General features: G+C 72.0%; 19 protein-coding genes and 1 pseudogene. 13 read left to right on the plus strand and 7 right to left on the minus strand.

All coding sequences use genetic code 11. The features are described 5' to 3' along the window. Window positions 1-182: 182 nt before the first annotated feature. On the plus strand, window positions 183-1,445 hold the full coding sequence (locus tag ACIPUC_RS12410; protein WP_446589084.1) for an MFS transporter: 1,263 nt from the start codon (window positions 183-185) through the stop codon (window positions 1,443-1,445). A gap of 7 nt (window positions 1,446-1,452) precedes the next feature. Here ACIPUC_RS12410 and ACIPUC_RS12415 read toward each other — a convergent pair whose 3' ends face one another. Beyond that, window positions 1,453-2,022: a hypothetical protein gene (locus ACIPUC_RS12415; RefSeq protein WP_446589085.1), complete on the minus strand. Its 570-nt coding sequence runs from the start codon at window positions 2,020-2,022 to the stop codon at window positions 1,453-1,455. A 223-nt stretch (window positions 2,023-2,245) separates the two neighbouring features. Here ACIPUC_RS12415 and ACIPUC_RS12420 point away from each other — a divergent pair, with 223 nt between their 5' ends. Further along, a complete protein-coding gene (locus ACIPUC_RS12420) occupies window positions 2,246-3,043 on the plus strand; it encodes a crotonase/enoyl-CoA hydratase family protein (RefSeq protein WP_446589086.1) in 798 nt (265 codons plus the stop codon). A 202-nt stretch (window positions 3,044-3,245) separates the two neighbouring features. After that, complete coding sequence (locus ACIPUC_RS12425) at window positions 3,246-5,312, plus strand: SpoIIE family protein phosphatase (protein WP_446589087.1); 2,067 nt, start codon at window positions 3,246-3,248, stop codon at window positions 5,310-5,312. 20 nt (window positions 5,313-5,332) lie between these two features. On the opposite strand, the gene ACIPUC_RS12430 is transcribed toward ACIPUC_RS12425, so the two are convergent. Continuing rightward, complete coding sequence (locus tag ACIPUC_RS12430) at window positions 5,333-5,614, minus strand: hypothetical protein (protein WP_446589088.1); 282 nt, start codon at window positions 5,612-5,614, stop codon at window positions 5,333-5,335. 219 nt (window positions 5,615-5,833) lie between these two features. Between ACIPUC_RS12430 and ACIPUC_RS12435 the strand changes: the two genes are divergently transcribed. Then, on the plus strand, window positions 5,834-7,213 hold the full coding sequence (locus ACIPUC_RS12435; protein WP_446589089.1) for a transcriptional regulator: 1,380 nt from the start codon (window positions 5,834-5,836) through the stop codon (window positions 7,211-7,213). A gap of 132 nt (window positions 7,214-7,345) precedes the next feature. Here the strand turns inward: ACIPUC_RS12435 and ACIPUC_RS12440 are convergent, their stop codons facing one another. Next, a complete protein-coding gene (locus tag ACIPUC_RS12440) occupies window positions 7,346-8,248 on the minus strand; it encodes a S1 family peptidase (RefSeq protein ID WP_446589090.1) in 903 nt (300 codons plus the stop codon). A 401-nt stretch (window positions 8,249-8,649) separates the two neighbouring features. Between ACIPUC_RS12440 and ACIPUC_RS12445 the strand changes: the two genes are divergently transcribed. Further along, window positions 8,650-11,166, plus strand: coding sequence for a PEP/pyruvate-binding domain-containing protein (locus ACIPUC_RS12445; protein WP_446589091.1), 2,517 nt, complete (start codon window positions 8,650-8,652; stop codon window positions 11,164-11,166). A gap of 53 nt (window positions 11,167-11,219) precedes the next feature. On the opposite strand, the gene ACIPUC_RS12450 is transcribed toward ACIPUC_RS12445, so the two are convergent. Continuing rightward, window positions 11,220-12,272 carry a helix-turn-helix domain-containing protein gene (locus ACIPUC_RS12450; RefSeq protein WP_446589092.1) on the minus strand — a complete coding sequence of 351 codons (1,053 nt, stop codon included), beginning with the start codon at window positions 12,270-12,272 and terminating at the stop codon, window positions 11,220-11,222. 362 nt (window positions 12,273-12,634) lie between these two features. Further along, complete coding sequence (locus ACIPUC_RS12455; RefSeq protein ID WP_446589093.1) at window positions 12,635-12,787, minus strand: hypothetical protein; 153 nt, start codon at window positions 12,785-12,787, stop codon at window positions 12,635-12,637. Between the two features lie 395 nt (window positions 12,788-13,182). Here ACIPUC_RS12455 and ACIPUC_RS12460 point away from each other — a divergent pair, with 395 nt between their 5' ends. From ACIPUC_RS12460 to dnaK, 3 genes are all read left to right on the plus strand, one after another. Next, window positions 13,183-14,688, plus strand: coding sequence for a N,N-dimethylformamidase beta subunit family domain-containing protein (locus tag ACIPUC_RS12460; protein WP_446589094.1), 1,506 nt, complete (start codon window positions 13,183-13,185; stop codon window positions 14,686-14,688). 87 nt (window positions 14,689-14,775) lie between these two features. Then, window positions 14,776-15,204 (plus strand): Hsp20/alpha crystallin family protein, encoded by a 429-nt coding sequence (locus tag ACIPUC_RS12465; protein ID WP_446589095.1) that lies wholly within the window; start codon window positions 14,776-14,778, stop codon window positions 15,202-15,204. Between the two features lie 148 nt (window positions 15,205-15,352). After that, window positions 15,353-17,218 carry a molecular chaperone DnaK gene (gene dnaK, locus ACIPUC_RS12470; RefSeq protein WP_446589096.1) on the plus strand — a complete coding sequence of 622 codons (1,866 nt, stop codon included), beginning with the start codon at window positions 15,353-15,355 and terminating at the stop codon, window positions 17,216-17,218. A gap of 389 nt (window positions 17,219-17,607) precedes the next feature. On the opposite strand, the gene ACIPUC_RS12475 is transcribed toward dnaK, so the two are convergent. Beyond that, window positions 17,608-17,997, minus strand: a complete 390-nt coding sequence (locus ACIPUC_RS12475; RefSeq protein ID WP_446589097.1) for a hypothetical protein — start codon at window positions 17,995-17,997, stop codon at window positions 17,608-17,610. Window positions 17,998-18,148: 151 nt separating this feature from the next. On the opposite strand from ACIPUC_RS12475, the gene ACIPUC_RS12480 reads away from it, so the two are divergent. Then, window positions 18,149-18,547: a J domain-containing protein gene (locus tag ACIPUC_RS12480; RefSeq protein WP_446589098.1), complete on the plus strand. Its 399-nt coding sequence runs from the start codon at window positions 18,149-18,151 to the stop codon at window positions 18,545-18,547. Window positions 18,548-18,669: 122 nt separating this feature from the next. Here the strand turns inward: ACIPUC_RS12480 and ACIPUC_RS12485 are convergent, their stop codons facing one another. Beyond that, window positions 18,670-18,864 carry a DUF1918 domain-containing protein gene (locus ACIPUC_RS12485; RefSeq protein WP_446589099.1) on the minus strand — a complete coding sequence of 65 codons (195 nt, stop codon included), beginning with the start codon at window positions 18,862-18,864 and terminating at the stop codon, window positions 18,670-18,672. 300 nt (window positions 18,865-19,164) lie between these two features. Here ACIPUC_RS12485 and ACIPUC_RS12490 point away from each other — a divergent pair, with 300 nt between their 5' ends. The 4 genes and pseudogenes from ACIPUC_RS12490 (at window position 19,165) to ACIPUC_RS12505 (ending at window position 24,554) form a co-directional block, all read left to right on the plus strand. Then, the gene (locus tag ACIPUC_RS12490; RefSeq protein WP_446589100.1) at window positions 19,165-19,959 is read left to right on the plus strand and encodes a MerR family transcriptional regulator; all 795 of its coding nucleotides are present in this window, start codon (window positions 19,165-19,167) and stop codon (window positions 19,957-19,959) included. Between the two features lie 291 nt (window positions 19,960-20,250). Further along, window positions 20,251-21,219 (plus strand): bile acid:sodium symporter, encoded by a 969-nt coding sequence (locus ACIPUC_RS12495; RefSeq protein ID WP_446589706.1) that lies wholly within the window; start codon window positions 20,251-20,253, stop codon window positions 21,217-21,219. A gap of 91 nt (window positions 21,220-21,310) precedes the next feature. Then, complete coding sequence (locus tag ACIPUC_RS12500) at window positions 21,311-22,510, plus strand: FAD-dependent monooxygenase (RefSeq protein WP_446589101.1); 1,200 nt, start codon at window positions 21,311-21,313, stop codon at window positions 22,508-22,510. Window positions 22,511-22,667: 157 nt separating this feature from the next. Beyond that, window positions 22,668-24,554 (plus strand): annotated as a pseudogene (locus ACIPUC_RS12505) (glycoside hydrolase family 5 protein). Window positions 24,555-24,683: the final 129 nt, after the last annotated feature.

A 24,683-nucleotide genomic window follows, 5' to 3' on the forward strand; every position in this document is an offset into this window, starting at 1 on the left:
GCGACAGCAGACGATACCGTAATGATTATCATGTTCAATAAATACTCCGGGGGTGGCTTCCTCGCCGGGTGAGTGCCGGAATCCTCCGGCCGTACCGGCCGGCCGCAACGACGCCGTCCGCGCGACGCGTTGGTCGCCACCGCCGGCCCCTCCGACCGTGAAAAAACAAGGAGCAACGCCCCGTGGCGACTTCATCCACGCCCGCCCCGACCAAGAACGATCCGCCCGCCACGAAGCCATCCGTCCTGCGTGATGCCGCGTTTCTCCGCCTATGGGCAGGGACTACCGCCTCCGGTCTGGCCACCTGGGCGCTGCCCTTCGTCCTCGGTCTCGCGGTGCTGCACCGAGAGCTCAGCCCGGCAGGCCTCGGCCTCGTCCTCGCCGCGCGAACCGCCGGCTTCCTCGCCGCGGTCGCCGTCGGCGGCGTACTCGCCGACCGCCACTCCCGCCGGGCGGTCGTCCTCTGGTCGGCCCTGGCCGCCGCCGCGGCGGCCCCCCTCCTCGCCGCCGGGCTCGGCCGCTCGGTCCTGCTGATGACCCTCGCCGCAGCCCTGGCCGGCGCCGGCCAGGGCGCCTGCCGCCCCGCCTTCCAGGCGCTCACCGCCGAGGTCGTGGCCCCGGACGGCAGGCAGCGGGCCAACGCCGCCATGACGCTGGCCGTCCGAGGCTCCACCCTGGCCGGCCCGGCGCTGACCGCCCTGCTCGCGGCCTTCCTGGACGTCTGGACGCTGCTGCTCGGCATCGGCCTGCTCTGGCTGATCGCCGCACTCGTCCCGGGCCGCGGGGAAGGGGCCTCCTCCACCGCCGCCGGGCCCGCGCCGCGTGCCTCGTTCCGCGCGGAGTTCGTGGACGGCATACGCGAAGCCCGCCGGCACCCCTGGTTCCTGGCAGGCCTCGCCTCGCTCACCGCGGTCATCGCGCTCGGCTACTCAGCGACCAGCGTCGCCCTGCCGCTGATCAGCCGCGACCGCTACGGCACGGAATGGGTGCTGGCCGCCGCCATGACCGCGTACACCGTCGGCGCCCTCGGCGGCGCCCTGGTCATCGCCCGCCGGCGGCCCCGCGCCCAGGGCTGGGCCGCGTTCGCCGGCCTCGCCGCGTACGGCTTCGCACCGCTGAGCCTCGTGCTGCCGGTCCACCCCGCCGCGGTCATCGCCGCGTACGCCGTCGCCGGGATCGGGATCGAACTGTTCAACGTGCCCTGGTTCACGGCCACCCAGCGCGAGGTCGCCCCGGACAAGCTCGCGCGCGTCTCCTCGCTGGACTTCCTCGTTTCCTACGGCCTGGCCCCGGTCGGCCTGGCCCTCATCGCCCCGGCCATCACCGCCTTCGGCGTCACCCCGGTACTCGCCGTGTGCGCCGCGGCCTGCTTCGCCGTACCGGCAGCCGCAGCACTGGTCCCCACGGCCCGTCACTTCTCCCGTACGCCTGCGGCGGCCGACTGACCGGCCGCTACGCCGAGGGCTCCCTGCGGCGGCGGGGCGCGGCGTCGAGGACGGCCCAGACGCGGCGGCCGTCCTCGGCGAGGTCGTCGCCGCAGCTGTCCACCGTGGCCAGCGCCCGGAGTTCGGCGAAGACATCGCCCTCGGGCGCGGACCCGGCCTGGTGGCTGAGCGCCACCACGAGGACCTTGTCCTCCTGGTCGCCGAGGTGGACGCTGACGCGTCGTCCGCCGTCCCGCACGGCCGCGTCGACCAGGAACCGTACGGCCGCCTGCAGATCCTGCTCGTCCAGGCCGGCGTGACCCCAGCCCCGTACGGTCTTCAGGGCCTGGTCGGCGGCCTTCTTCGCGGCCCACCCGTCCGCCGGGAAGGTCAGGGCCGCCGTCTGCCGGTTGCTGATCCGCATGCGCGGCCGGGGCAGGCTCAGCCACCCCGTCGGCTTCGTGGCCGGCGGCGGCCGGGGGGCCTCCACCGGCTTCTTCTGCGGCGGCGGTGACTTCGGCGGGAACGACGGCGGGACCTTGGGTCCCTCGGCCTCTGGAGCGGTCAACTCGGCCTCCCGAAAGCGGAACTCGCGCATCTACCCCATCCTGGCAGTCCCGCTCGGGGGCAGGGGGCGAAACCACGGCGCCGCGCGCGCTCCGTTCTCCCAGGGAGGGGCGGCGGTCGAGCCCTCGTCGGGCGGTGGCCGCCCCCCGAGACGACCGACTGGCTAGGCTGCGGTGAGCGCCCGGGAGGCGGGCGACACGGTCTTCCGCATGCCGGACTTCCGCCGGCTGCGCGGCCAAGGAGACTCTGACGCCATGGCATCCGAGCACGACACGGCCCCTGAGCCCGTACTGGTCCGACGCAGCGGCGCGGTGACGACGATCAGCCTGAACCGGCCTCACGTCCGCAACGCCGTGGACCTGACCACCGCGACGGCGCTGGCCGATGCGTTCCGTGCCTTCGACGCCGACCCCGAAGCGGCCGTTGCCGTCCTCTACGGCGAGGGCGGAACCTTCTGCGCGGGCGCCGATCTGAAGGCCATCAGCGAGGGCGACGGCAACCGGGTCGCCGCGGACGGGGACGGCCCCATGGGCGTCTCCCGGATGCGGCTCTCCAAGCCGGTCATCGCCGCCATCAGCGGTCACGCGGTAGCCGGCGGTCTGGAACTGGCGCTCTGGGCGGACCTCCGCGTGGCCGACGAGAGCGCCGTGTTCGGAGTGTTCTGCCGCCGCTGGGGTGTACCGCTGATCGACGGCGGAACGGTACGGCTGCCCCGCCTGATCGGCACGAGCCGAGCGATGGACATGATCCTCACCGGCAGGGCGGTCGAGGCCGCCGAGGCCCACCACATCGGCCTGGCCAACCGCGTGGTCCCCGTCGGAGAGGCGCTGACGGCCGCCCAGGAACTCGCGGCGCACCTGGCGGCGTTCCCGCAGACCTGTCTGCGCCACGACCGCATGTCGGTCCTCGAACAGGAAGGCCTCGACGAGAGCGCGGCCCTGGCCGTCGAGTTCGGGCACGGCACCGTCTCGCTCGCCGCCGAAGCCGTGACCGGCGCCGCCCGCTTCGCTTCCGGAGCCGGCCGCCACGGGCTGGACGGCGGGTCCGCCTGATCCGGGCCGTGCCGACTGCGGGTTTCCGCCGGCTGCCGGTCCGCAGGCCGCCTCCATGGGCCGAAACATGGCGACGACCGCAGTGACTGAAAGTGACGAGGCGGGAGCCCTGTGTGAGGGAGGCGGATCAGGAGGCGGTGTCACCGCGACCGGCAGACGATGGATGCGTGGAGGACACCGCGGCGGTGGATGCGGGTGCCAGATGAACGAGCACATGCCGGTCGACGAGCTGATCAGCAGCGCCGCGCAGGCGGCCGGCGGATGGCTGGGCGCGCTGCCCGTCGCGCTGGTGGCCACCAGTGCCGACGGGACGATCGTGCGCTGGAACCAGGTCGCGCAGGAATTGCTGGGCCATGCCCCGCCGCAGATGCTGGGCCGCAACATCGCGGACCTGCTCCACCCGGGGGCCGACCGCAGCCTGGGCCGCTCCCTGTGGGAAGCCGCGGCCGCGGGGCGGGGTGTGATGGGCACGGTGACCGCCTGGCACCGCGACGGGCACCCGCTGGAGCTGGAGATCTGGGCCGCTCCGGTGTCGGACCGCCGGCACGGCGCGGCCACGGTGCTGGTCTTCGCCGCGGACGCCCACGCGGCACGGCGCATCCGGGGGTCGTCGGCGGTGTGGGACGGCCTGTTCGCCCGCTCCCCGGTCGGCATCGCCATTCTCGACACACAGCTGAGGTTCCTGCAGGTCAATGCCGCGCTCGAAGCCATGAACGGACTGCCGGAATCGGCGCACGTGGGCCGACGCCTGGCCGAGATCCTCCCCGAGGTGAACGCCCTGGAGATGGAGGAGGCCATGCGGCAGGTCCTGGAGACCGGCAGTCCCGTCCTCGACCGCCGCCGTGTCGGACGGACGCCGTCCGAGCCGGACCACGACCGGGTGTGGTCGTGCTCCTATGTCCGGGTCGAGGATCCCGCCCACATGCCGATCGGTGTCATCGCCTCGCTCGTCGACATCACCGAGCAGCAGCGCGACCACGTCGAAGCCGAAGCGGGACGGCGCCGGCTCGCCATGCTCAGTGAGGCCAGCATGCGGGTCGGCTCGAGCCTGGACCTGGAGCGCACCGCGCAGGAACTCGCCGATCTCGCCGTGCCGCGCCTGGCCGATGCCGTCACCGTCGACGTCCTGGACGTACTGGCCCGCGGCGACGACCCCGGCATGGGGCTGTCCGGCGGGGTCGCCCTGCGCCGGCTGGGCAAGGCTCCGCTGTCCGGATCGCGCGTGACCGACATCCTCGCCCCCCTCGGCAGGACGCTCACCTTCCCAGCGGCCGCCCCCTACACCCAGGCCCTCGCGGGCCGGCAGCCCTTCCTCGTCGCCCGCCTCGACGAGCAGGCCGTCGCCTCCGCCGCCCGGCACACGTCCAAACCCGCACAACTGGTCTCGGTGGGCGTGCATTCGTTCATCATGGCGCCCCTCGTGGCCAGGGAGTCGGTGCTCGGCGTCGCCACCTTCTTCCGCACGCGCCCGATCGGACCCTTCGGATCCGAAGACGTCACCCTCGCCGGTGAGCTGACGGCCCGCGCCGCCCTCAGCATCGACAACGCCCGGCTCTACCACCGCGAGCACGAGACCGCGGTCATCCTCCAGCGCAGCATGCTGCCCCAGCACATCAGCCCTCCCTCGGGCATCGCCGTGGCCCACCGGTACCTTCCCGCGAGCGACGTCAACGAGGTCGGCGGGGACTGGTACGACGTCCTGTCCCTGGCCGGAGGCAAGGCGGGGCTGCTCATCGGCGACGTCATGGGGCACGGCATCGCCGCGGCCGCGGTCATGGGCCGGCTGTCCGCATCCGTACGGGCCCTCGCGCGCCTCGACCTGTCGCCCGTCCGGCTGCTGCACCACCTGGAAGCCACCCTCTCCGATCTGGCCGAACCGATGCTGGCCTCCTTCCTGTACATCGTCTGCGACCCGGCCACCGGGCACTGCACCGTCACCCGGGCCGGACATCCGCCGCCGGCCCTGTCCCTCCCCGACGGCACGGTCCGACTCCTCGACACCCCGCCCGGTGTCCCCCTGGGGGTCGGGGGCGTCGCCTTCACCCCGACGGAGATCGACGTGCCCCCGGACAGCCTCCTCGTGCTCTACACCGACGGACTGATCGAGGCCCGCGGTTGCGACATCGACGAGCGCCTGACCGAGCTGACGCGCCTGCTCGCGGACCCCCAGCGGCAGCTGGACCACGTGTGCGACTCGCTGATCACCCACCTCGTCCCGGCCGCTGCGGACGACGACATCGCACTCCTGGTCGCCCGGGTAGGCGGCTAGCGCCGCTTCCGACGCACGGGTCACTGAGGGTCGTCGTCCTCCGTCGGCGTCGTGGGCCGCTCCATCCGCCCCGGTCCCGGCCCGGTTCCCGGTGTCCGGTCGTGAAGGACGGGCGGGAGCGGGCCGCGGCCGGTGCGGGAGCGCGCCACCACCTGTACGAGGAGTTCCCCTGCCGCGCCCGCCGCAACGGACCAGAGGTCGCCGGGAGCGGGACCGGCCGTGATGAGCGCGATGAGCCCCACGAGCACCACCAGCCGAATCCACTCCGCCATACCCCAGCCGTTTCGCATCTCGCCACCCATTGCGGACTCCTCCACCCAGAGATGGGATTCACGGCCCATCAGCCAGACGTTCTGCTCCTACTGTTGGGAGCGGGAACGGGGTGGGCACAGACGCGCGCCATCGGGCATGGGGTGCAGCAGGGGGCTCGAAAAGGGCGCGCTGACGGCAAAGACTTAGTCAAGCTGACGCGGGATCACTAACGTGGGTGGTCGAGCGGAGCACATCGCATCGGGGGTCTGATGAGTACTCGTCGAGAACCGAACCGGAACCTGCAGGACCTGATCAATGAAGCACGGTTTTCCCGCAAGGGTCTGGCACGGCGGGTCAGCGAACTCGCCGCCACGCAGGGCCTCAGCATGGGCTGCGACCACACGGCCGTCGCACGCTGGCTGGCCGGTTCGGTTCCGAGGGATCCCACCCCGAGCCTTCTGGCGCAGGTGTTCTCCCAGCGCCTCGGCCGGATGCTGACCCCTCAGGACCTCGGCATGGACATCGTCTCGGAAGACCACACGATCGGCCTCCGCTATCCCAGGAATACAGAACGCGCTGTCGATACAGCGAGGCGTTTGTGGAGGTACGACGTGGAAAGTCGTGGGTTTCTCATCGATTCCGCCTTTGCGGCCGGGGCCGTATCGGCGGCCAGTCGCGACTGGCTGATCGGCGGCCCGCGGGAGGATGTGAGTTATGCGGGAACCGACGGTCGCGTCACCATGGACGACGTGCGTCACCTTCGCGCGCTGGGCAATGAATTCGAGCGGCTCAGCCACGAGTTCGGGGCGCAGCGCATCCGCCGACACATGATCAACTATCTGCATTTCGATATCGCCCCGCTGCTCAAGAAGTCCCGGACCGACGAGGTGGGCCGTGCCCTCCTGCAGACCGCGGCCGAATTCACCGCGGCCGCCGGCTATATGGCCATCGACTGCAATGAGCTCAATCTGGCCGAGCGCTACTACATCCTGGCCCTCGGGCTGGCCCATGCCGCCGACTCGCGGGATTACGGAGCCCAGGTCATGGCCACCCACATGGGGCACCTCGCGCTCTACGCCCAGCATCCGGCGGAGGCGGTGCAGCTCGCCGAGGCGGCCCGGCTGGGAGGGCGGCAGCGGGGCGGACACCTCGCCCTGGCGGTGGCGTGGGTCGTCGAGGCGCGGGGGCATGCCCGCATGGGTGACGGACGTGCCTGCGCCCGCGCGCTGTCGGAAGCCGAGCAGCACTTCGACCGGTCGAGCCCGTCGGACGATTCCGCGACCTATCTGCGCTACTTCAAGGAGGCCTACCTTGCGGACGCGTTCGCGCACTGCTTCAGGGACCTGAACGAGCCTGCCAAGGCCTGCCAGTACGCGCGGGCCGCCCTGCGGGACCTGCCCGCCACGCACATCCGCCGCCGATCGATCAACACCGGCATCCTCGCCCACGCCGACCTGACGAACCACGAGCCCGAGGCGGCCGCCCGGCACGGGATGGAGGCGGTCCGGCTCACGCGGCAGCTCCACTCTCCGCGGGCGTTCCGCAGGATCGCGCGCCTGCGCAAGCGGTTCGAGCCGTACCGGGGGGTTCCGGAGGTCGCGGCGTTCGTGGATCAAGCCGACACCCTGTTGGCGGACGCACCGGCGTAGTGGCCGGCGGCCTGTGGCGGGTACGGGGCCCTGGTGCGGGTCGCGTGGTGCGGGTGCGGGTGCACCCCACCGCAGCGCGTGCGGTGGGGTGCACCCGTCCGTCCGTCGTCGCCGTCTGCGCGGCGGTGTGCGTCAGTACAGGGTGACCTTGTACTTGGCGAGAGCCTCCGGAACCGGCTGGTAGAAGGTCGTGCCGCCGACCGAGCAGTTGCCGCTGCCGCCGGAGGTGATGCCGAGCGCCTTCGTGCCGTCGTAGAGGGCGCCACCGGAATCACCGGGCTCGGCACACACATTGGTCTTGATCATTCCGCGTACGGTGCCGCCGCCGCTGTAGCGGACCGTCGCGTTGAGGCCGGTGACGGTACCGCTCTTGGTGCCGGTGGTGGAGCCGCTGCGCTTGACCGGCTCACCCACGTAGGCATCGGCGGCGGTGAACCCCCCGGGGTGGCTGAGCGAGGTGTTGTCGTAGCGGACCAGCGCGTAGTCGTTGCCGGGGAAGCTGGAGCCCACGGTGGGGCCGGCCAGGGTGCTCTGGGCGGAGGTGGTGTACCAGGTGTTGACGACGTTGCCGCAGTGGCCGGCGGTCAGGAAGTAGTACGTGCTGCCGCTCACGGCGTTGAAGGCGACCGAACAGCGGTAGCCGCCGCCGTAGATGGCGTCGCCCGGGCCCAGCAGACGGGTGAACGTGCCAGGGGTGCGCTCGAAGCGCAGGGCGCCGGCGTTCGCGCCCGCCGCCTTTCGGATCTTCGCGAGGCCGGCCTCGGACACGGTGCTGTCCGCCGTCACCGTGACCCGGCCGCTCGCCGTGTCCACGTGCCATGCGATGCCGCCGACATCGGTACCGAGGACGGCCTGGTCGAGCTGGGCCAGTTCGGCCGCGCCGAAGGACCGCGGGGAGGACGCTTCCGCGCTCGGGATCGTGAACGCGGCGGTCGCCAGCAGGCAGGTGGCCGCGGCGGCGATCGCGGCGCGCCTGGTCGTGGGGCGCGCGGTCCTGGGGCTTGCGGGGGAGGGCGTGCTGCGCGATTTCCTCACTGATCTCCTCCTCGGAGCGTCGGGGCCCGGGGGTGGGGGCCCTGTGAGGCGCGTTCAAAGACGACGTGAGGCGTGACGTGTCCCTGACATGCGCTGCAGGGAGTATGGGGAGTGGCTCCCTCGCGGCACAAGAGCCGCGTCGCAACGCGGGGACACGGTGGTCACGGGCCTGGCCGGCTACGGGCAGCCGTGAACCCCGGCCTGACGAACCGGGCGGCGGCCCTGCGGAAAAGGTCAGCGGCGGCTACGGGTGTTCACGAGGTCGGCGTAGGCCTGGGGAGCCGGGCCTCCAACGGCGGGGGCCGGGCCCAGGCCCGCGGCCGCCTCCGGGAGCGCCCCCGGGGGTCAGGTGCCAGGCTTGGTGGTCCGGACGACGGTCGTCCGCGGCGAAGGAGCGTGGCATGGACGAGGGGGCGAGCGCGGTGGGTGCGGCCGGCCTGGTCGTCCCGCTGGGGCGGCTGGGCGGGACAGACCTGGGGGTCGCGGGCGGGAAGGGCGCGAACCTGGGGGAGCTGGTCCGCGCCGGGTTTGCCGTGCCTCCGGGTTTCGTCGTGACCACCGCGGCGTACCGGCCGCCGGATCCCGGCCGGCTCGGCGCCGGGGGCCCGGCGGCGGTCCGGGAGGCCGTGGCGAAGGCCGGTATCCCGGACGACGTGGCGGAGGCGGTGCGCGCCGCTTACGGGAATCTCGGCGGCGGGCCGGTCGCCGTGCGGTCGAGCGCCACCGCGGAGGACCTGCCGGAGGCTGCGTTCGCCGGTCAGCAGGACACCTTCCTCAACGTCATCGGCGAGCCGGACGTCCTCGACGCGGTCGTGCGCTGCTGGGCCTCGCTGTGGACCGACCGTGCGGTCGACTACCGCGCCGGCCACGGCATCGACCACGGCCGGGTGAGGATGGCGGTCGTCGTCCAGCGCATGGTCGACGCCGAGTACGCGGGGGTGGCATTCACCAGCGATCCCGTCACCAATGACCGGAACGCGCTGGTCATCGACGCGAGCCCGGGGCTCGGCGAGGCGGTGGTCTCCGGGCTGGTCACGCCGGAACACATCGTGGTCGACACACGGAGCCCGAGGGTGGTCAGCCGCAGCGCCGGACACCACGAAACCGCCGTCCGCCCTCGCCTGGGCGGGGGAACCGAGCAGGTCGCAGGGGATCGGGCCGCCGCCGGTCTGCCCGCGCCGGCGCTACGGCAACTCATCGGGGTCGCCAGGGACGTCGAGCGGCACTTCGGGCGGCCGCAGGACATCGAATGGGCGTGGGCGGACGGGAGCCTGTACGTCCTGCAGACCCGCCCGATCACCGCGCTGCCCCCGCTGCCCGAGCCGCCCGCGCGAACACGGCTGCCGGCCCTTCCCGCCCGCCTCCAGCGGATGACGAGCGCGATGCTCAGCGAGGTCCTGCCGGTCCGCCCGTACCCGATCGACATCACCGCGTGGCTGGCACCGCTGCTCGGCCTGCTCGACAACTCGGTGGTCAAAGCGACCGGAGTCGCCCCTCCGCCGCTGTCCCGGATGTTCGCGGAGGAGTCGGGCGTGGCGGTCCGTGTGGAGATGCCGCTGCCCAGGCCCACCTGGCGGCTGGTGACGACGCCCCTCCGTCTCGTACGCGCGGCGCGCCGCCACGACCCGGCCCGGTGGACGTCCGATCCGCTCATCGGGGCCATGCGCCGACGCGCGGACGAACTCAGCGGACGGGACGTCGGCGGCTGCTCCTGGCCGGAACTCGCGTCCCTGCTGAAGGAAGGGCCCCGGATCGCCGCGCCGTTGCTGGAACTCCGGCTGCGCTACTTCCCCCGTACCCTCCTGGCACTGGCCGGGCTGTACGTCGCGCTGTCCGCGCTGCGGCGGCGCCGGCTCATGGGCGCGCTGCTGTCGGGTGTGGACACCCTGACCGCCGACGCGAACCGTTCGCTGGAGGACCTGGCGGCCGCTGTCCGTGCCGACACGGGGCTGTCGGAGGCCTTCGCCCGGCGCACCGCGGAGGAGTTGTACGAGGCCCTGCACACCGGCATGCGGGAGTCGGCTCCCGGCTTCGTGGCCGACTTCGAAGGGTTCCTCGACCTGTACGGGCACCGCGACACCGCATCCCCGCTGCTGCTCACGCCGGGCACGTGGCGCGACAGGCCGGACGTCGTCCTGAGCATGCTGAAGGGCCTCGCCTCCCAGGACCCGCCGCCGGTCGGGCCACACCCCGGCGAGCAGGCCGAACAGGCCCTGTTCCGGCATCCCTTGCTCCGCCGGGGCCCCGGACCGCTGCGGTCGGCGGTCCGCGTGCTGCTGCGGCAGGCGCGGTGGTTCCAGCAGATCCGGGACGACACGCGGTTCCTGGCGATGCTGCCGCTGCCCGCGATGCGACAGGCGCTGCTGGAGATGGGCCGCCGGCTCGTCGCAGCCGGGGTACTCGACGCCCCGGAGGACGTCTTCCACCTGCGCCTGGACGAGCTCGACCGCATCGGGCCCTGGCCGCCCGCGCCCGAACTCGCAGCCGAACTACGCGAGTTCGCAACCCTTCGCAAGGCCGCGCGCGCCGCGCTCGCCCGGACACCGCTGGTACCGCCCGCCCCCGCACAGCCGCCCGGAGCGACCCGCGCCGACGTCCTGCTGCGCGGAACCCCGGGCAGCGCCGGTGCCGCGGAGGGCCCGGTCCGCGTGATCCACGGCCCCGACGGGTTCGCCGCGCTCCGCAACGGCGACGTCCTGGTCGCCTCGTACACGAGTCCCGCCTGGACCTCGCTGTTCCGCCGGGCCGCCGCCGTCGTCACCGAGACGGGCGGCGTGGCCTCCCATGCCGCGATCGTCGCCCGTGAGTACGGCATCCCCGCGGTCATGGCCGCCCCCGACGCGACGAGGCGACTGACCGACGGCCAGCGGGTCCGCGTCGACGGCGACCGCGGACTGGTCCTGCGCCCGACCCGCTGAGGAACGGCTGTTGGAACCGCGGGCCCGCCCGGGTCGAGCCGTTGGACGCATCGTCAAACGCTGTGAGCGGGCGCCGCGTGGCCGGTACGGCGCAGGGCGGCGGGTGTGGTGCCGTACCAGCGCTGGACGGCGCGGCGCAGGGCGCGGGCGTCGGCGTACCCGCTTCGCGCGGCGATCGCGTCGATGCTGAGGTCGGTGTCGTGGAGCAGCCGTGTGATCTGGGCGCGTCGCAGGGTCTCGACCTCGTTGTTCCAGGTGGTGCCGTGCTCGTCGAGGCGGCGCTGGAGAGTTCGCGCACTGACGGCCATGCGCCGCGCTGTTGCGGAGAGCGTCGGTGTGGTGTCGTCGTGCACGGATGCCAGGGTGGTGCGGAAGAGGTCCAGCCAGCCGTGCAGCGGGATCGCGGTGGCGAGGGTCTGTTCCGCGTGCCGCAGCAGCACGGTCGACAGGCCGGGCTGGAATTGCGGTGTCGGGGCCTTCAGGTCGGAGGCGAGGAAGGTGATCGAGCTGTCCGGGGCTTCGAAGTCGATGGCGCGGGTGCCGTACAGCTCGGTCAGGGCGTCGTGCCGGCGGGGTGCTTCGGCGGCCAGGGTGACGCGGACGGGAGCGAGGCGGCGTCGCGCGGCTTCGCTCAGACGCCGCTGGTAGAGGCCGAGTGCGTAGCCGCGGATGGCGCACGCCGCCTCGTGGGTCAGATCGGCCTGGTTGACGTGGCTGATGGTGACGTGTTCGCCGTCTTCGGTGATCCGGAGGGTGTCCGTGCCGGGGTCGGCCACGGCGGCGAAGTGGGCGGCGGCGTCCCGGATCCCTTCGAGCGGCGTGGGCGCGGAGGTGATCAGGTAGTCCCAGACCCCCAGGGCGCCGATGCCCGACTCCCGTGCCAGCGCCACGGAGAGCTCGGTCCAGGGAACGTGGGCGGTGCTCAGTTCCGCGATGCGGATGCTGGTGGCCGTGGGCGTCCGGCAGAGGTCGTCGTTGAGGTGCTCGGGTGCCAGGCCCAGCAGGTGCGCGTATCCGTGCGCGGGTACGCCGAGAAGACGAGCGGCGTTGACGCTCAGACGGGTGAGGGCGGAGGAGGTTGTCCCCTGATGTGCATGCGAGACCACAGGGGCTGAGCATAGACCAGCGTGAACGGCCAGGACTTCGCCGCAGAGCGGCGCCTGGTGTCCCCATCATGGCGTCCCGGGTCCCACCGTGGCGCGCAAGGTCCCCTGGGTGGCGCGTGCGGCCCTGGGCCGAGTGGCTTTCCCGGCCGTAGCGTGGTGATCGTGCTCGCGCGGTGTCACCGGGACGACCTTGTCGTGGACGGTACGACGCGCTGCAGCGGGTCCGGCCGCGTTCGGCCCAGGAGCGGAGCCCCCCCACGGGGGTGGGGGGCCCGCACCCCGGCCGGCGCGCCCCCGCGCGTCCTGCCGGGCACGGTCAACGCCGACCGGTGCGACGCGGACTGACGGAACGGCAGGGCGCTTCAGGTGCCCGGCAGTGCGTCCGGCTCCCGGCCCTCGACCTGGTAGATCTCGGTCCAGGTGCTGCCGCACCTGCAACGGTAGGTCTCGACCAGTTCACCGGCAGCGGACACGTCCATGCCGTCCCTGAGGCGGACGTGTACGTGTTGACCCATGACGGCACCTGCTGTTCTGTCCGGTAGTGGATCCGCTCAGTGTGAGCGCGCCGGAGGCCGCCCGCAACGACCCGTCCGGTATGCGGACGATGTTCCGGTTGCTCCGTCCGTGGACGTGTCCCGGTGAACAGGTTCGTGGCGCTCGGGGAAGCGGTGGCGGTCATGGGCTAGAACGGGCTCCTGTGCCGTTCGGATTTCCGGGGTGATGTGGTGTGGAGCAGACGGAGGCGCCGAGCGGGGCGGGGGAACGCCGGAAGCATCCGGGGCGCCGACTGTTCCTGGGGTATGCCGCTGCCGCGCTCGCTTCGTGGCCCGCCGGAATGACGACGGCCGCGGGTGCCGCCACCGGCCCCGCGGAAGCCGCAGGACGCGTACAGAGGGGGTGCGGGCTCGATGTGAAGGCCGAGAACGAGCTGCCCGGCTCTCTTGACTGGAGGATCACCCGGGCCGGGCCGAGGGGTGCTGTCGAGGGATTCGCGGACCGTGTCAGTGTCCGCCCGGGCGAGTCGTTCGCGTTGCGGGTTTCGACGACGTCCGCGTCCTACACCGTCTCCGCGTACCGGATGGGCTGGTACGGCGGCGACAGGGCCCGTCTGGTCTGGAAGTCGGCTGCGCTGCCGGGTTTCCTCCAACCGGCGGTCAAGGTCGATCCGGACACGCGGATGGCGTACACCGAGTGGGCGCCGACGACGCAGGTGGACACCTCGGGGTGGCCGGAGGGTTGCTACCTCCTGCGACTGGACACCCGGGACGGCCGGGCCCAGCGCTACGTGCCCGTCACCGTTCGGTCCTCCTCGGCCGCCGGCCGTACGGTCGTGGTCAACGCGGTGGCCACGTGGCAGGCGTACAACCGGTGGGGCGGCGTGGACCTCTACAGGGGCTCGACGGGCAAGCACGGGTCGCGGTCCCTTCAGGTCTCTTTCGACCGCCCCTACGCCAACAGGCAGGGCGCCGGCCAGTTCCTCGTGTTCGAAGCGCCCGTGATCGCGCTCGCCGAGCGCCTGGGGCTTCCCCTGGCGTACACGACCGGGTTGGACGTCGCCCGCGATCCGGATTCCCTGCGCGGGGCGGCCGCCATGGTTTCGCTGGGCCACGACGAGTACTGGACCCCCGAGCAGCGCCGCCACGTGACCCGGGCGCGCGATGCGGGGATGAACCTGGCCGTGCTCGGCGCCAACTGCTGCTACCGGCGGATCCGATGGGCCCCCTCCCCGGTCGGGCCGGACCGCGTCGTGGTCTGCTACAAGGACGACTACGCCCGGGACCCCGGCTTCCGGCAGGGCGGTGCGCCCACCAACGAGTTCAGGGGCGCGCCCGCCCCCGATCCGGAGAGTTCGCTGCTCGGCGTGATCTACGACGGCTATCCGGTCGACGCGCCCTACGTCGTCTCCCGTCCGGACCACTGGCTCCTGGCGGGTACCGGCGCGCGGGCCGGTGACGCCTTCCCCCATCTGGTGGGGATCGAGTTCGACCGGGTGAACCCGTCCTATCCGACGCCGGGGCCGGTCGAGGTCCTCGCGCACTCGCCCGTGGTGTGCAAGGGGAGGTCCTCGTACGCGCACACGGCCTACATGTCCCTGCCGGGAGGTGCCGCGGTCTTCGCAACGGGCACCATGCGCTGGGTCGAGGCCCTCGACGCGAGCGGAGCCGGTGGCGGCAAGGGGAACCACGGCCTGGACGCACGCGCCGGGCGCTTCACGCGCACGGTCACCGCCAATGTCCTACGGGCATTCGCGCGGGGACCGGCGGGGCGGGCCGATCCCGCCCAGGACAATCCGACCGCCCACTACGGGGACACCGGTGAGGACCCCGGCACAGACCCCGCCACAGAGCGCATCCCGGTGGACGCACTGGGTACGCGGTCATACGGCGTGGGCGACCCGCCCGGGACTCTGTCTTGAGTGGACCCTTGTCAACTTTGTTGCCGCGCGTTATATAGGTGGTGTCGCCATGTGCATCCTGCGACGAGTGGGAGAGGAGTGAACGAGATGCTCATGCGCACCGACCCCTTCCGTGAACTCGACCGGCTCACCCAGCAGGTCCTGGAATCAGCGGCACGGCCGACGGCCATGCCGATGGACGCCTTCCGCGAAGGCGAGTCCTTCGTCGTCGAGCTGGACCTGCCCGGTGTCGACGCCGAGTCCATCGACCTGGACGTCGAACAGAACGTCCTCAGCATCAGGGCGGAGCGGCGGACCACCGCCTCCGCAGACGACAGCGGCGTGCTGATCGCGGAGCGCCCCTCCGGCACCTTCAGCCGCCAGCTGTTCCTCGGCGAGACGCTGGACGCCGACCACATCGAGGCCTCCTACGAGGCCGGCGTGCTGCGGCTGAGCATCCCGGTCGCAGAGGCGGCGAAGCCTCGGAAGATCGAGATCAGGTCCGCAGACGGCTCACGCAAGGAGATCAACGCCTGAGGGACGGGCGGCGGGAATGCGGAGGGCGGGCCGGCCTCCCCGCCGGCCGCCCGCCCTCCTCCGTCCGCAGCTGCCGAAGTCGGCCGTCGCCGTCTCGGGAGGGTTCATCGATCCCGGTTCACGTTCATTGATCTGAGAGGAGTGGATGATGGCACGCGCAGTCGGGATCGACCTGGGCACGACCAACTCCGTCGTCGCGGTCCTGGAGGGCGGCGAGCCCACGGTCATCACCAACACCGAAGGAAACAGGACCACCCCTTCCGTGGTGGCCTTCGGCAAGGGCGGAGACGTCCTGGTCGGAGAGATCGCCAAGCGGCAAGCGGTGACGAACGTCGACCGCACGGCGCGGTCGGTCAAGCGCCACATCGGCGAGGCGGACTGGCGCTTCCCGGATGCCGGCGACATCGACGGCAAGCGGTACACGGCACAGGAGATTTCGGCACGCGTCCTGCAGAAACTCAAGCGGGACGCCGAGGCGTATCTCGGCGAGGACGTGACCGACGCCGTGATCACGGTCCCGGCGTACTTCAACGACTCCCAGCGCACCGCGACGAAGGAAGCCGGCGAGATCGCAGGCCTGAAGGTGCTGCGGATCATCAACGAGCCGACATCCGCCGCCCTGGCGTACGGACTGGACAAGGAGAACGACCAGACGATCCTCGTCTTCGACCTCGGCGGCGGCACGTTCGACGTGTCGCTTCTGGAGATCGGCGAGGGGCTGGTGGAGGTCAAGTCCACCAACGGGGACACCCACCTGGGCGGCGACGACTGGGACCAGAAGATCGTCGACCACCTCGTGAAGCAGTTCCAGAACGGCTACGGCGTCGACCTGTCCAAGGACAAGATGGCACTCCAGCGCCTGCGCGAGGCCGCGGAGAAGGCGAAGATCGAACTTTCCGCCGCGACGGAGACGACGATCAACCTGCCCTACGTCTCCGCGTCCGCCCAGGGCCCGCTGCACCTGGAGGAGAAGCTCACGCGCTCGCAGTTCGAGCAGCTGACCGCCGACCTGCTGGAGCGCTGCAAGGCGCCGTTCCACAACGCGGTCAAGGACGCGAAGATCAAGCTCTCGGACATCGACCACGTCATCCTGGTCGGCGGCTCCACGCGCATGCCGGCCGTCACCGAGCTGGTCAAGGAGCTGACGGGCAAGGATCCGCACAAGGGCGTCAACCCGGACGAGGTCGTCGCCATCGGCGCCACCCTCCAGGCCGGTGTGCTCAAGGGTGAGGTCAAGGACGTCCTGCTCCTCGACGTGACCCCGCTGTCCCTCGGCATCGAGACCAAGGGCGGCATCATGACCAAGCTCATCGAGCGCAACACGACCATCCCGACCAAGCGGTCGGAGATCTTCACGACGGCCGAGGACAACCAGCCGTCCGTGCAGATCCAGGTCTACCAGGGTGAGCGCGAGATCGCGGCGTACAACAAGAAGCTCGGCATGTTCGAGCTGACCGGCCTGCCGCCGGCCCCGCGCGGTGTCCCGCAGATCGAGGTCTCCTTCGACATCGACGCGAACGGCATCATGCACGTCACGGCCAAGGACCTCGGCACGGGCAAGGAGCAGAAGATGACCGTCACCGGCGGCTCCTCCCTTCCCCGCCAGGACATCGACCGCATGATCCGCGAGGCCGAGCAGCACGCCGAGGAGGACCGCCGCCGCAAGGAGGAGGCCGAGACCCGCAACAGCGCCGAACAGCTCGTCTACCAGACCGAACGGCTCCTGCGGGACAACGAGGCCAAGATCCCGGCCGAGGTCAAGACCGAGACGGAAACCGCGATCGCCGACCTGAAGGAGAAGCTCAAGGGCCAGGACACGTCGGCCATCCGCGCGGCGACGGAACGCGCCGGCACCGTCGCGCAGAAGATCGGCACCGCCCTCTACGAGTCCCAGGGGGCGGCTGCCGCAGGCAGTGGCGGGCCGGCATCCGGGGCCGGGCCGTCCGGCACGGACGAGGAAGTCGTCGACGCGGAGATCGTCGACGACGAGAGCCCGAGGGGAGACGCGCGATGAGCCCGCCGAAGCCCTCCGACGGACCGCGAAAGCAGACACCCCCCGTCGTGGTCAGGGACAAGCGACGCATCGACCCCGTCACCCTCGAGCTCAGGGCACCCGACAGCGGGACTCCCGAGCCCCGAGCAGACCGGGACCCGCGCCGGCGGACACGGATCTCCCGGCGGCGCCCCGGCCGCCGGAAGCACCGCGGGGCAGAGCCGGCTCGCCGAACGCACCGCCGACCTCCAGCGCCTGAAGGCGGAATACGACAACTACCGCAAGCGGGTGCGGTCGCCGACCGGACAGCACCTCCTGCGCCCGGCCCAGGTCACGGTGAGCGAACCGCCGTGAGCGAACCGCCCGACCGGACAGAGCCCGGCCAGGCAGGGGCTCCCCAGGCGCAAGGTTCAGCTGACCGCAGCGGCTGAGGCTCGCCCGGGGAGCTGGGCGCCCGTGGAGAGCTGCTCCGGCTGGGTGTGCGCCGTGGAGTGGAGCAGGGGCGCGCTCCGCCGTTCGGGCCGGTGGCGAGCCGCGTCGGTCACCTTCTCACCCGGCGTGCCGGCTGCCCGCGGTGCTGCGGGAATCGGCCTGCGAGCCAGGAGGCGGCCCACCCAGCGCCGGCCGCACACCGGACACGGTGACGCGCCGGCGGGAGTGTAGGGGGAGGGCACGAGGATGCCGTCGCGGGAGAAGTACTCCCAGGTGCCGCCCTCATCGCTGTGCTGCTGGACGTCGTAGTCGATACTCCAGTCGTGCCAACACCGGCCGCACGTGAATTCCGCCCGTTCCAATGCCATCTCGGTGATCATATCCCCTCGCCTCCCTTCGGCTGCCGCCCCGTCCTACCCAATTGATATACCCGTACGGGGTTGGCTTGACAACATCGCGCGCAGGTTTTAATACGGGTGGAAGAGAGGGTCGCTCCGGTTATTCCCGGAGGTGAGAGAAATGAGCGGCTCGCGTCCGTCGCGCGACCATTACGCTGTCCTCGGACTCCGGGCGGAGGCGTCGCCGGAGCAGATCACCAGCGCCTACCGCACGCTGATCCGCACCCTGCACCCCGACACCCGCCCGAGCGGGCCGCCGGCCGATGCGGAACTCGCCGAGGTCATCGCCGCCTACCGAACCCTGCACGATCCCCTGCGGCGGTCCGCCTACGATGCCGAACGCGATCACACGCGGCAGGCTGCCGGCCACCCGGTACGGATACCCGTACGAGTGAGGTCCGCGCCGGACACCGGGGCACGGCCGTACCTCCGATCCGCGGCCGACCCTCGTACGATTGCCTCACGGCCGCCCGGAGATCCATTCGACCGGCTCATGGCCTGGCTATTCTACGGAATATAGTCACCGCAATAGCTCCTGGCTTCGTTCGGTTGCCGACGGAATTCACGCGGTATTGACGCCCATTGCGCCAGCCGAATGGAACGTCCCATGCCGGCCTTCCTCCGTGCCGGCGCCTGCTGCGGCTACTCGTCTTCCGTGAAATGGCGCACGACGGTGTCCGGGCCGGGACTCATGAGGGTCTCGTGTCCGTCTTCGAACCGGACCCGGTAGGGCGGGCTGCCGTTGTCTCCCAGTACCTCGATGACCTCGGCCGTCCGGTCATGCTGACCCACGATCCGCCCGTGCACCACGATTCGGTCGCCCACGCTTGCTTGCATCCCGCTTCTCCGTTCCGACGTTGTGATGGCCCCCGGCGGGATACCCGGCCCGGCTCTCCGCGATGCCCCGCATCACCCGAACGTGGCCCCGGCACCGCCGCTTGGCCGCCTGAGCGGGCAGTTCATCAGGCGCGGGGGGTCCTCGGGCTTCCACCCCCAGGCCGTGAGCATCCCCGGTGACGAGCCGGCGCATTGGGCGGAGTCCAGGTAGCGCAGCGCCTCGTCGAGCTCGGCAGTGATGTCCGCGGGAACCGGGGCCGCTTGACCTTCGAGTCGGGTTGAAGGTTTACCGTCGGTGGTGTGACGACCTACCGCATATCGCAGCTGGCCGAACGCGCTGGTGTCCCGGCGACGACGCTGCGCTTCTACGAGACTGCGGGTCTGCTGCCGGCCGAGCGGACCGCGTCCGGGTACCGGGTGTACGGGGAGGACGCGCTGGAGCGGCTGGAGTTCATCGCCTCCGCGAAGCTCCTGGGCCTGGCGCTGGAAGAGGTCCGAGACCTCCTGGAGGTCCGGGAGGAGGGTGTCTGCGCCTCGGTGCGGGCCCGGATGCTGCCCCTGGTCGAGGATCGGATCAGGGACGCGGGCGGCCGTATCGCGGAGCTGCGCGCCTTCTCCGCCCGCCTGGCGGCCGTGCACTCCGCGATGTCGCGGCCGGCGCCGGGCGGGGCGTGCGGCCCCGACTGCGGCTGTACCACCGCCACCGCCTCCGGACCGGCCGGTCCGGTCCCGGTCGCGCTCGCGCCGACCCGCCGTGCACCCGGGCCGGCGCCGGAACCGGAGCGGGAGGTCTGGCGGGAGGCTCCGGTCGCCTGCACCCTCAGCGGCGCCGAGCTGGGCGCGCGCACCGAGGAGTGGCGCACGCTGGTCGCGAAGGCCGACCGCCGTGAGGAGACCGCCGACGGGCTGGGGCTGTTCTTCCCGGCGGACGCCCGGCTCGCCGGACGGATCGCGCAGCTCGCCGCGGACGAGCAGGGCTGCTGCTCCTTCTTCGACTTCACCCTGCACCTGACCCCCACCGCCCTCCGGCTGGACGTGCGCGCGCCCGAGAGCGCCGCCGGGATGCTGGCCGACCTCTTCGGAGCGCCCGCATGACCACCCGCGCCGGCGGGCAGCGCCGTACCGCCCCGGCACGCCCCGCCCCGCCCCGGCACGCCCCGCCCCGACCCGCGCCGATCTCGGCATGCCCGCTCTCGGCATGCCCGCTCTCGGCCCGCCGGAAGCGGACAGCGCCCCGACCGGCTGAGACAGCACCGGGCCGGTACCGGGACAGGGGGCGTGACCTGCGAGGATGGGCGGCCACCTGCCCGGCGGGGCGGACCGCCACGCGTGTACGAGGGAGAAGCCGCAGTGTCGGAGCGCGGACCGCAGGGCCTGGTCGAGCGGATGGAACACCACCAGGTCGCGATCTACCTTGCCGCGATGGCCGCAGGCGCGCTGCTGGGCCGGCTCGCTCCCGCCGCCGGCCCCGGCCTGGCGCATGCCATCAACCCCGTCCTCGGTGCCCTGCTGTTCGTCACCTTCCTCCAGGTCCCCGCTGCCGAGCTGGTCCGCTCCCTGCGCGACGCGCGCTTCCTGGCCGCCGCCCTCGTGGTGAATTTCGTGGTCGTGCCGCTGGTCGTCGCCGCGATGTTCGCCTTCCTCCCCGCGGACCAGGCCGTCCGGGTCGGGGTCCTGCTGGTGCTGCTGTGCCCGTGCGTGGACTACGTGATCGTCTTCTCCGGCCTTGCCGGGGGCTCCAGCCGCCGCCTGCTCGCTGCCACCCCCCTCCTCCTGGTCGCGCAGATGCTGCTGCTCCCGGGCTACCTCTACCTGTTCATGGGCTCCGATCTGGCCGACATCGTGGACGCCGGCCCGTTCGTGGAGGCCTTCGTCGCACTGATCGCCATCCCGCTCGCCCTCGCCTGGGTCGTGCAAGGGTGGGCCGCGCGCCGCCCGGCCGGGCAGAAGGCCGCCGACGCCGCGACCACGACGATGGTGCCGCTGATGGCGGCGACCCTGCTGACCGTGGTCGCCTCCCAGATCCCCGAGCTCGGCAACAGCCTCGGCGACGTCGCCGCCGTCGTGCCCTTCTACGCCGCCTTCCTCGTGATCATGGCCTTCGCCGGGAAGGCCGTAGCCCGCGTGTTCCGCCTTCCGGCCCCGGCCGGGCGCGCGATCGTCTTCACCGGCGCCACCCGCAATTCCCTGGTCGTGCTGCCCCTCGCGCTGGCCCTGCCGGACGCCCTCGCCGTCGCCGCGGTCGTCGTGGTCACTCAGACCCTCGTCGAAGTCCTCGGCATGGTCGCGTACGTCCGCCTGGTCCCCCGCCTCGTCCCCGGCGCGCCGTCGTCCGGGGCGCAGCCCACGCACTGACCCGTCTCGGTAAAACATCCTGACTCTACAGTTGTAGAGTCAGGGCTCTGTGGCTGTACGAGGACGCTCGAACCGAACGGAAGGGTTTTCCATGCCGATACGTCACGCGGTGGTGGCCGGGGCCGGAATCGGCGGCCTCACGGCCGCCCTCGCACTGCACCGCCGCGGCTGGCGCGTCACCGTCTGCGAACGCGCCCCCGAACTCCCCGCCACCGGCGCCGGAATCGGCCTCGCCCCCAACGCCCTGCGCGCGCTCGACGCCATCGGCGTCGCCGCCGCCCGCGCCGCCGGCAGCGCCGTACCCGCGACGATGGGCCTGCGCCGCTCCGGCGGCCAGTGGCTCACCCGGGCCGCCACCGCGGACATGGCGGCCCGCTACGGCATGCCCCCGATCGCCGTCCCGCGGCCGGCCTTCACCGCCGCCCTCGCCGCTGCGCTGCCGCCGGACGCCCTTCGCTACGGGACCGAGGTGACCGGCGTCGACGATGCAGCGGGCCGCCCGACCGTCCGTACGGCAGCCGGCCCGGACCTTCCCGCCGACCTGGTCGTCGCAGCCGACGGGATCCACAGCCCGCTGCGCCGCGCCCACTTCCCGGGCCACCCGGGCCTGCACTACATCGGCGAGACCGCCTGGCGGACCGTCGTGGACGCCCCGGACCTGCGGATACCGGCCATGAGCGAAACCTGGGGTCGGGGTGAGCGGTTCGGCGTGACCCCGCTCTCCGACGGCCGGCTCTACCTGTACGCCACCGGAGTCGTCCCGGCCGGCACCCGGGCAGCCGACCCCCGCGCCGAACTCCGCCGCCGCTTCGGTTCCTGGCACGACCCGATACCGGCGCTGCTGGACCGAGTCGACCGACTCGACCCCGCCGACCTCCTCTGCAACGACCTCTACGACCTGGCCGCCCCGCTCCCACGCCTGCACCACGGCCGGATCGCCTGGCTCGGCGACGCCGCCCACGCGATGGCCCCCAACCTCGGCCAGGGCGGCTGCCAGGCCATCGAGGACGCGGTGGTCCTGGCCCACCTGCTTCCCGCCGGAGACGCGGGAGACGCCGAAGACGCCGGAGACGGCGCCGGCTCCGTCCCGGCCGCCCTCGCCGCATACACCGCCGCCCGCCTCGGCCGCACCGACGCCGTCCGCGTCCGCGCCCGCCGGATGGGCCGGCTGGGCGCCCTGCGCAACCCGCTCGCGGCGGCGGCCCGCGACCTCGCCGTCCGTGCGACCCCCACCCGTCTGTCCCTGCGCGGCATGGACGACCTCTTCAACGGCTTCCGCCTCCCCGGCTGACAGGGCGGCTCGGTCGCCGAGCGCCCCCGCGCGCGCATCCTCGCCGTCCAGCTGCCGCAGGCACGGCGCATCCCAGTAGCCTGCCCACCAAGTCCATCGCACAGGCGTACCACCCCCCCGTACCCCGTACCCCCACACGCCCGTTCTTCCGGAGGACATGATGAGACGACGAGGTCTATTACCGGCGCTGCTCGCCGGGGTTGTGCTGCTCGGAGTCCTGGGAGGCTCCACGGAGCCGGCCTCCGCCGCGGACTCCCCGGACGCTCTGGCCGATACGTGGACCGCGCCACTGAGCACCCGCGGCCGGTACGTCGTAGACGCCGCCGGCAACCGCTTCAAGCTCAAGTCCGCCAACTGGCAGGGCGCACAAGGGCCTTGGAACGGTTCCGGCGACATCAACGACCCGGCGAACCACCATGACCGCGAAAAGGCCGACCAGATGCCGCTCGGCCTGGACCGTGCACCGGTCGAGGCGATCCTCGCCGGATTCCACGAGCTGGGCATCAACAGCATCCGCCTGCCGTTCTCGAACGAGATGCTGCATGACCAGAGGCCGGTCTCCGACGCCTCGGTCGCCGCCAATCCGCAGTTGCGCGGCAAGACCCCCCTCCAGGTCTTCGACGCCGTCATCGCCGCCACCACGGCCGAGGGATTCGCGGTGGTCCTCAACAACCACACCAACACCTCGCGCTTCTGCTGCGGACTGGACGGCAACGAGCGCTGGAACACCAGCCAGTCCACCGCGCAGTGGGAGAGCGACTGGATCACCCTCGCCCGCCGCTACAAGGACAACAAGCGCGTGGTCGGCGCCGATCTCTACAACGAGGTCCGCCGCACGGTCACCGACGACGCCAACTGGAACTGGGGCAACGACCACGACTGGTGGACCGCTTCCCAGCGGCTGGGCGACAGGCTGCTCACCGAGGCCAACCCCGACCTCCTGGTGATCGTCGAAGGCATCAACTGGCAGGGCATCCCCTTGGACGGGTTCTCCCACTGACGCCCGACGCTGGAGCCTGCGCGCACCGTGTCGCACACGCTGGTGGCTTCGAACAAGCTCGTCTACTCGGCGCACTTCTACGGATACACGGGCCCGAACCACACCGGGGCGACCGGGATGGGCGAGACCCGCGATCCGCGCTATCAGGAGCTGTCCCGCCAGGACCTGTTCGCCACCCTGGACCGCCAGGCATTCTTCGTCGCCGGTGAGAGCAGCCGCCACTTCACCGCACCGGTGTGGGTCAGTGAATTCGGCATCGGCAGCGACGAAACGAATCCCCAAGCGCGTGCGTGGTTCGGCACCTTCGTGGACTACCTGATCGAGCGGGACGCCGACTTCGCGTACTGGCCGCTCGTCGGGTGGACCGGACACGGCACCTGGTCGATCCTCAACTTAGATACGCAGGGCCGCCGTTCCGGAATTCTGGACGCCGGAGACTGGCGTGCGGCCGACTGGTCCCGGCTGGTCGGGGCACCGCAGAAGAGCGGGCAGGTCGCACCCTCCGACACCTGGGACATGCTCAACCTCGATCACGCCGACATGGTCCAGTCGCTCGGTGTGCGCGCGGGCGGGGACTGGGACCCCGGAGCCCGCAAGGGAGCGTGCCCCGACGGTCAGCGCCTCGTCGCCCTGGCCCACCGGGACGGACGCGGTCTGTGCACCGATGCCGGTGCTCCGGGGCAGGCCGCTCCGCGTGCGTCCACCGTCGTGCGTGACGAGCGGTACGTCCAGCAGGGCGACTGGGCCGGCGGCTACACCAAGTACCAGTGCGGGCCGAACCAGTTCATGACCGGGTACAGCGTCCGGGGCCAGGCGGTGTCGGCGGTGCTGTGCACCGACGCGGGCCGCACGCTGGGCGCGAACGGCCGCACCGTCTGGTTCGACCGCGGGGACAACCGGCCGGCCGGGGCGCCGGGCGGCGAGTTCGCCTCCGGGAACTACAAGGGGCAGTGCGGCACCGGCGAGTACGCGGCCGGTGTGGCCTTCACCGGCGCCTGGGCGAAGGGGAAGACCCCGGACGCCCTTCTGTGCCGCACGCTCTGACCTCGGCCGGCTCGGCAGGAGTTGCCGGGTGGCTCCTGCCGAGCCGGCGTGCTGACAGCACGAGGCCCCGGGACGCGGGTCCCGGGACCTCGTGCTGTCACTTCGCTGACCGCCCCGTTCAACGACCGA

This window comes from Streptomyces sp. LARHCF249 (genome assembly GCF_052871255.1).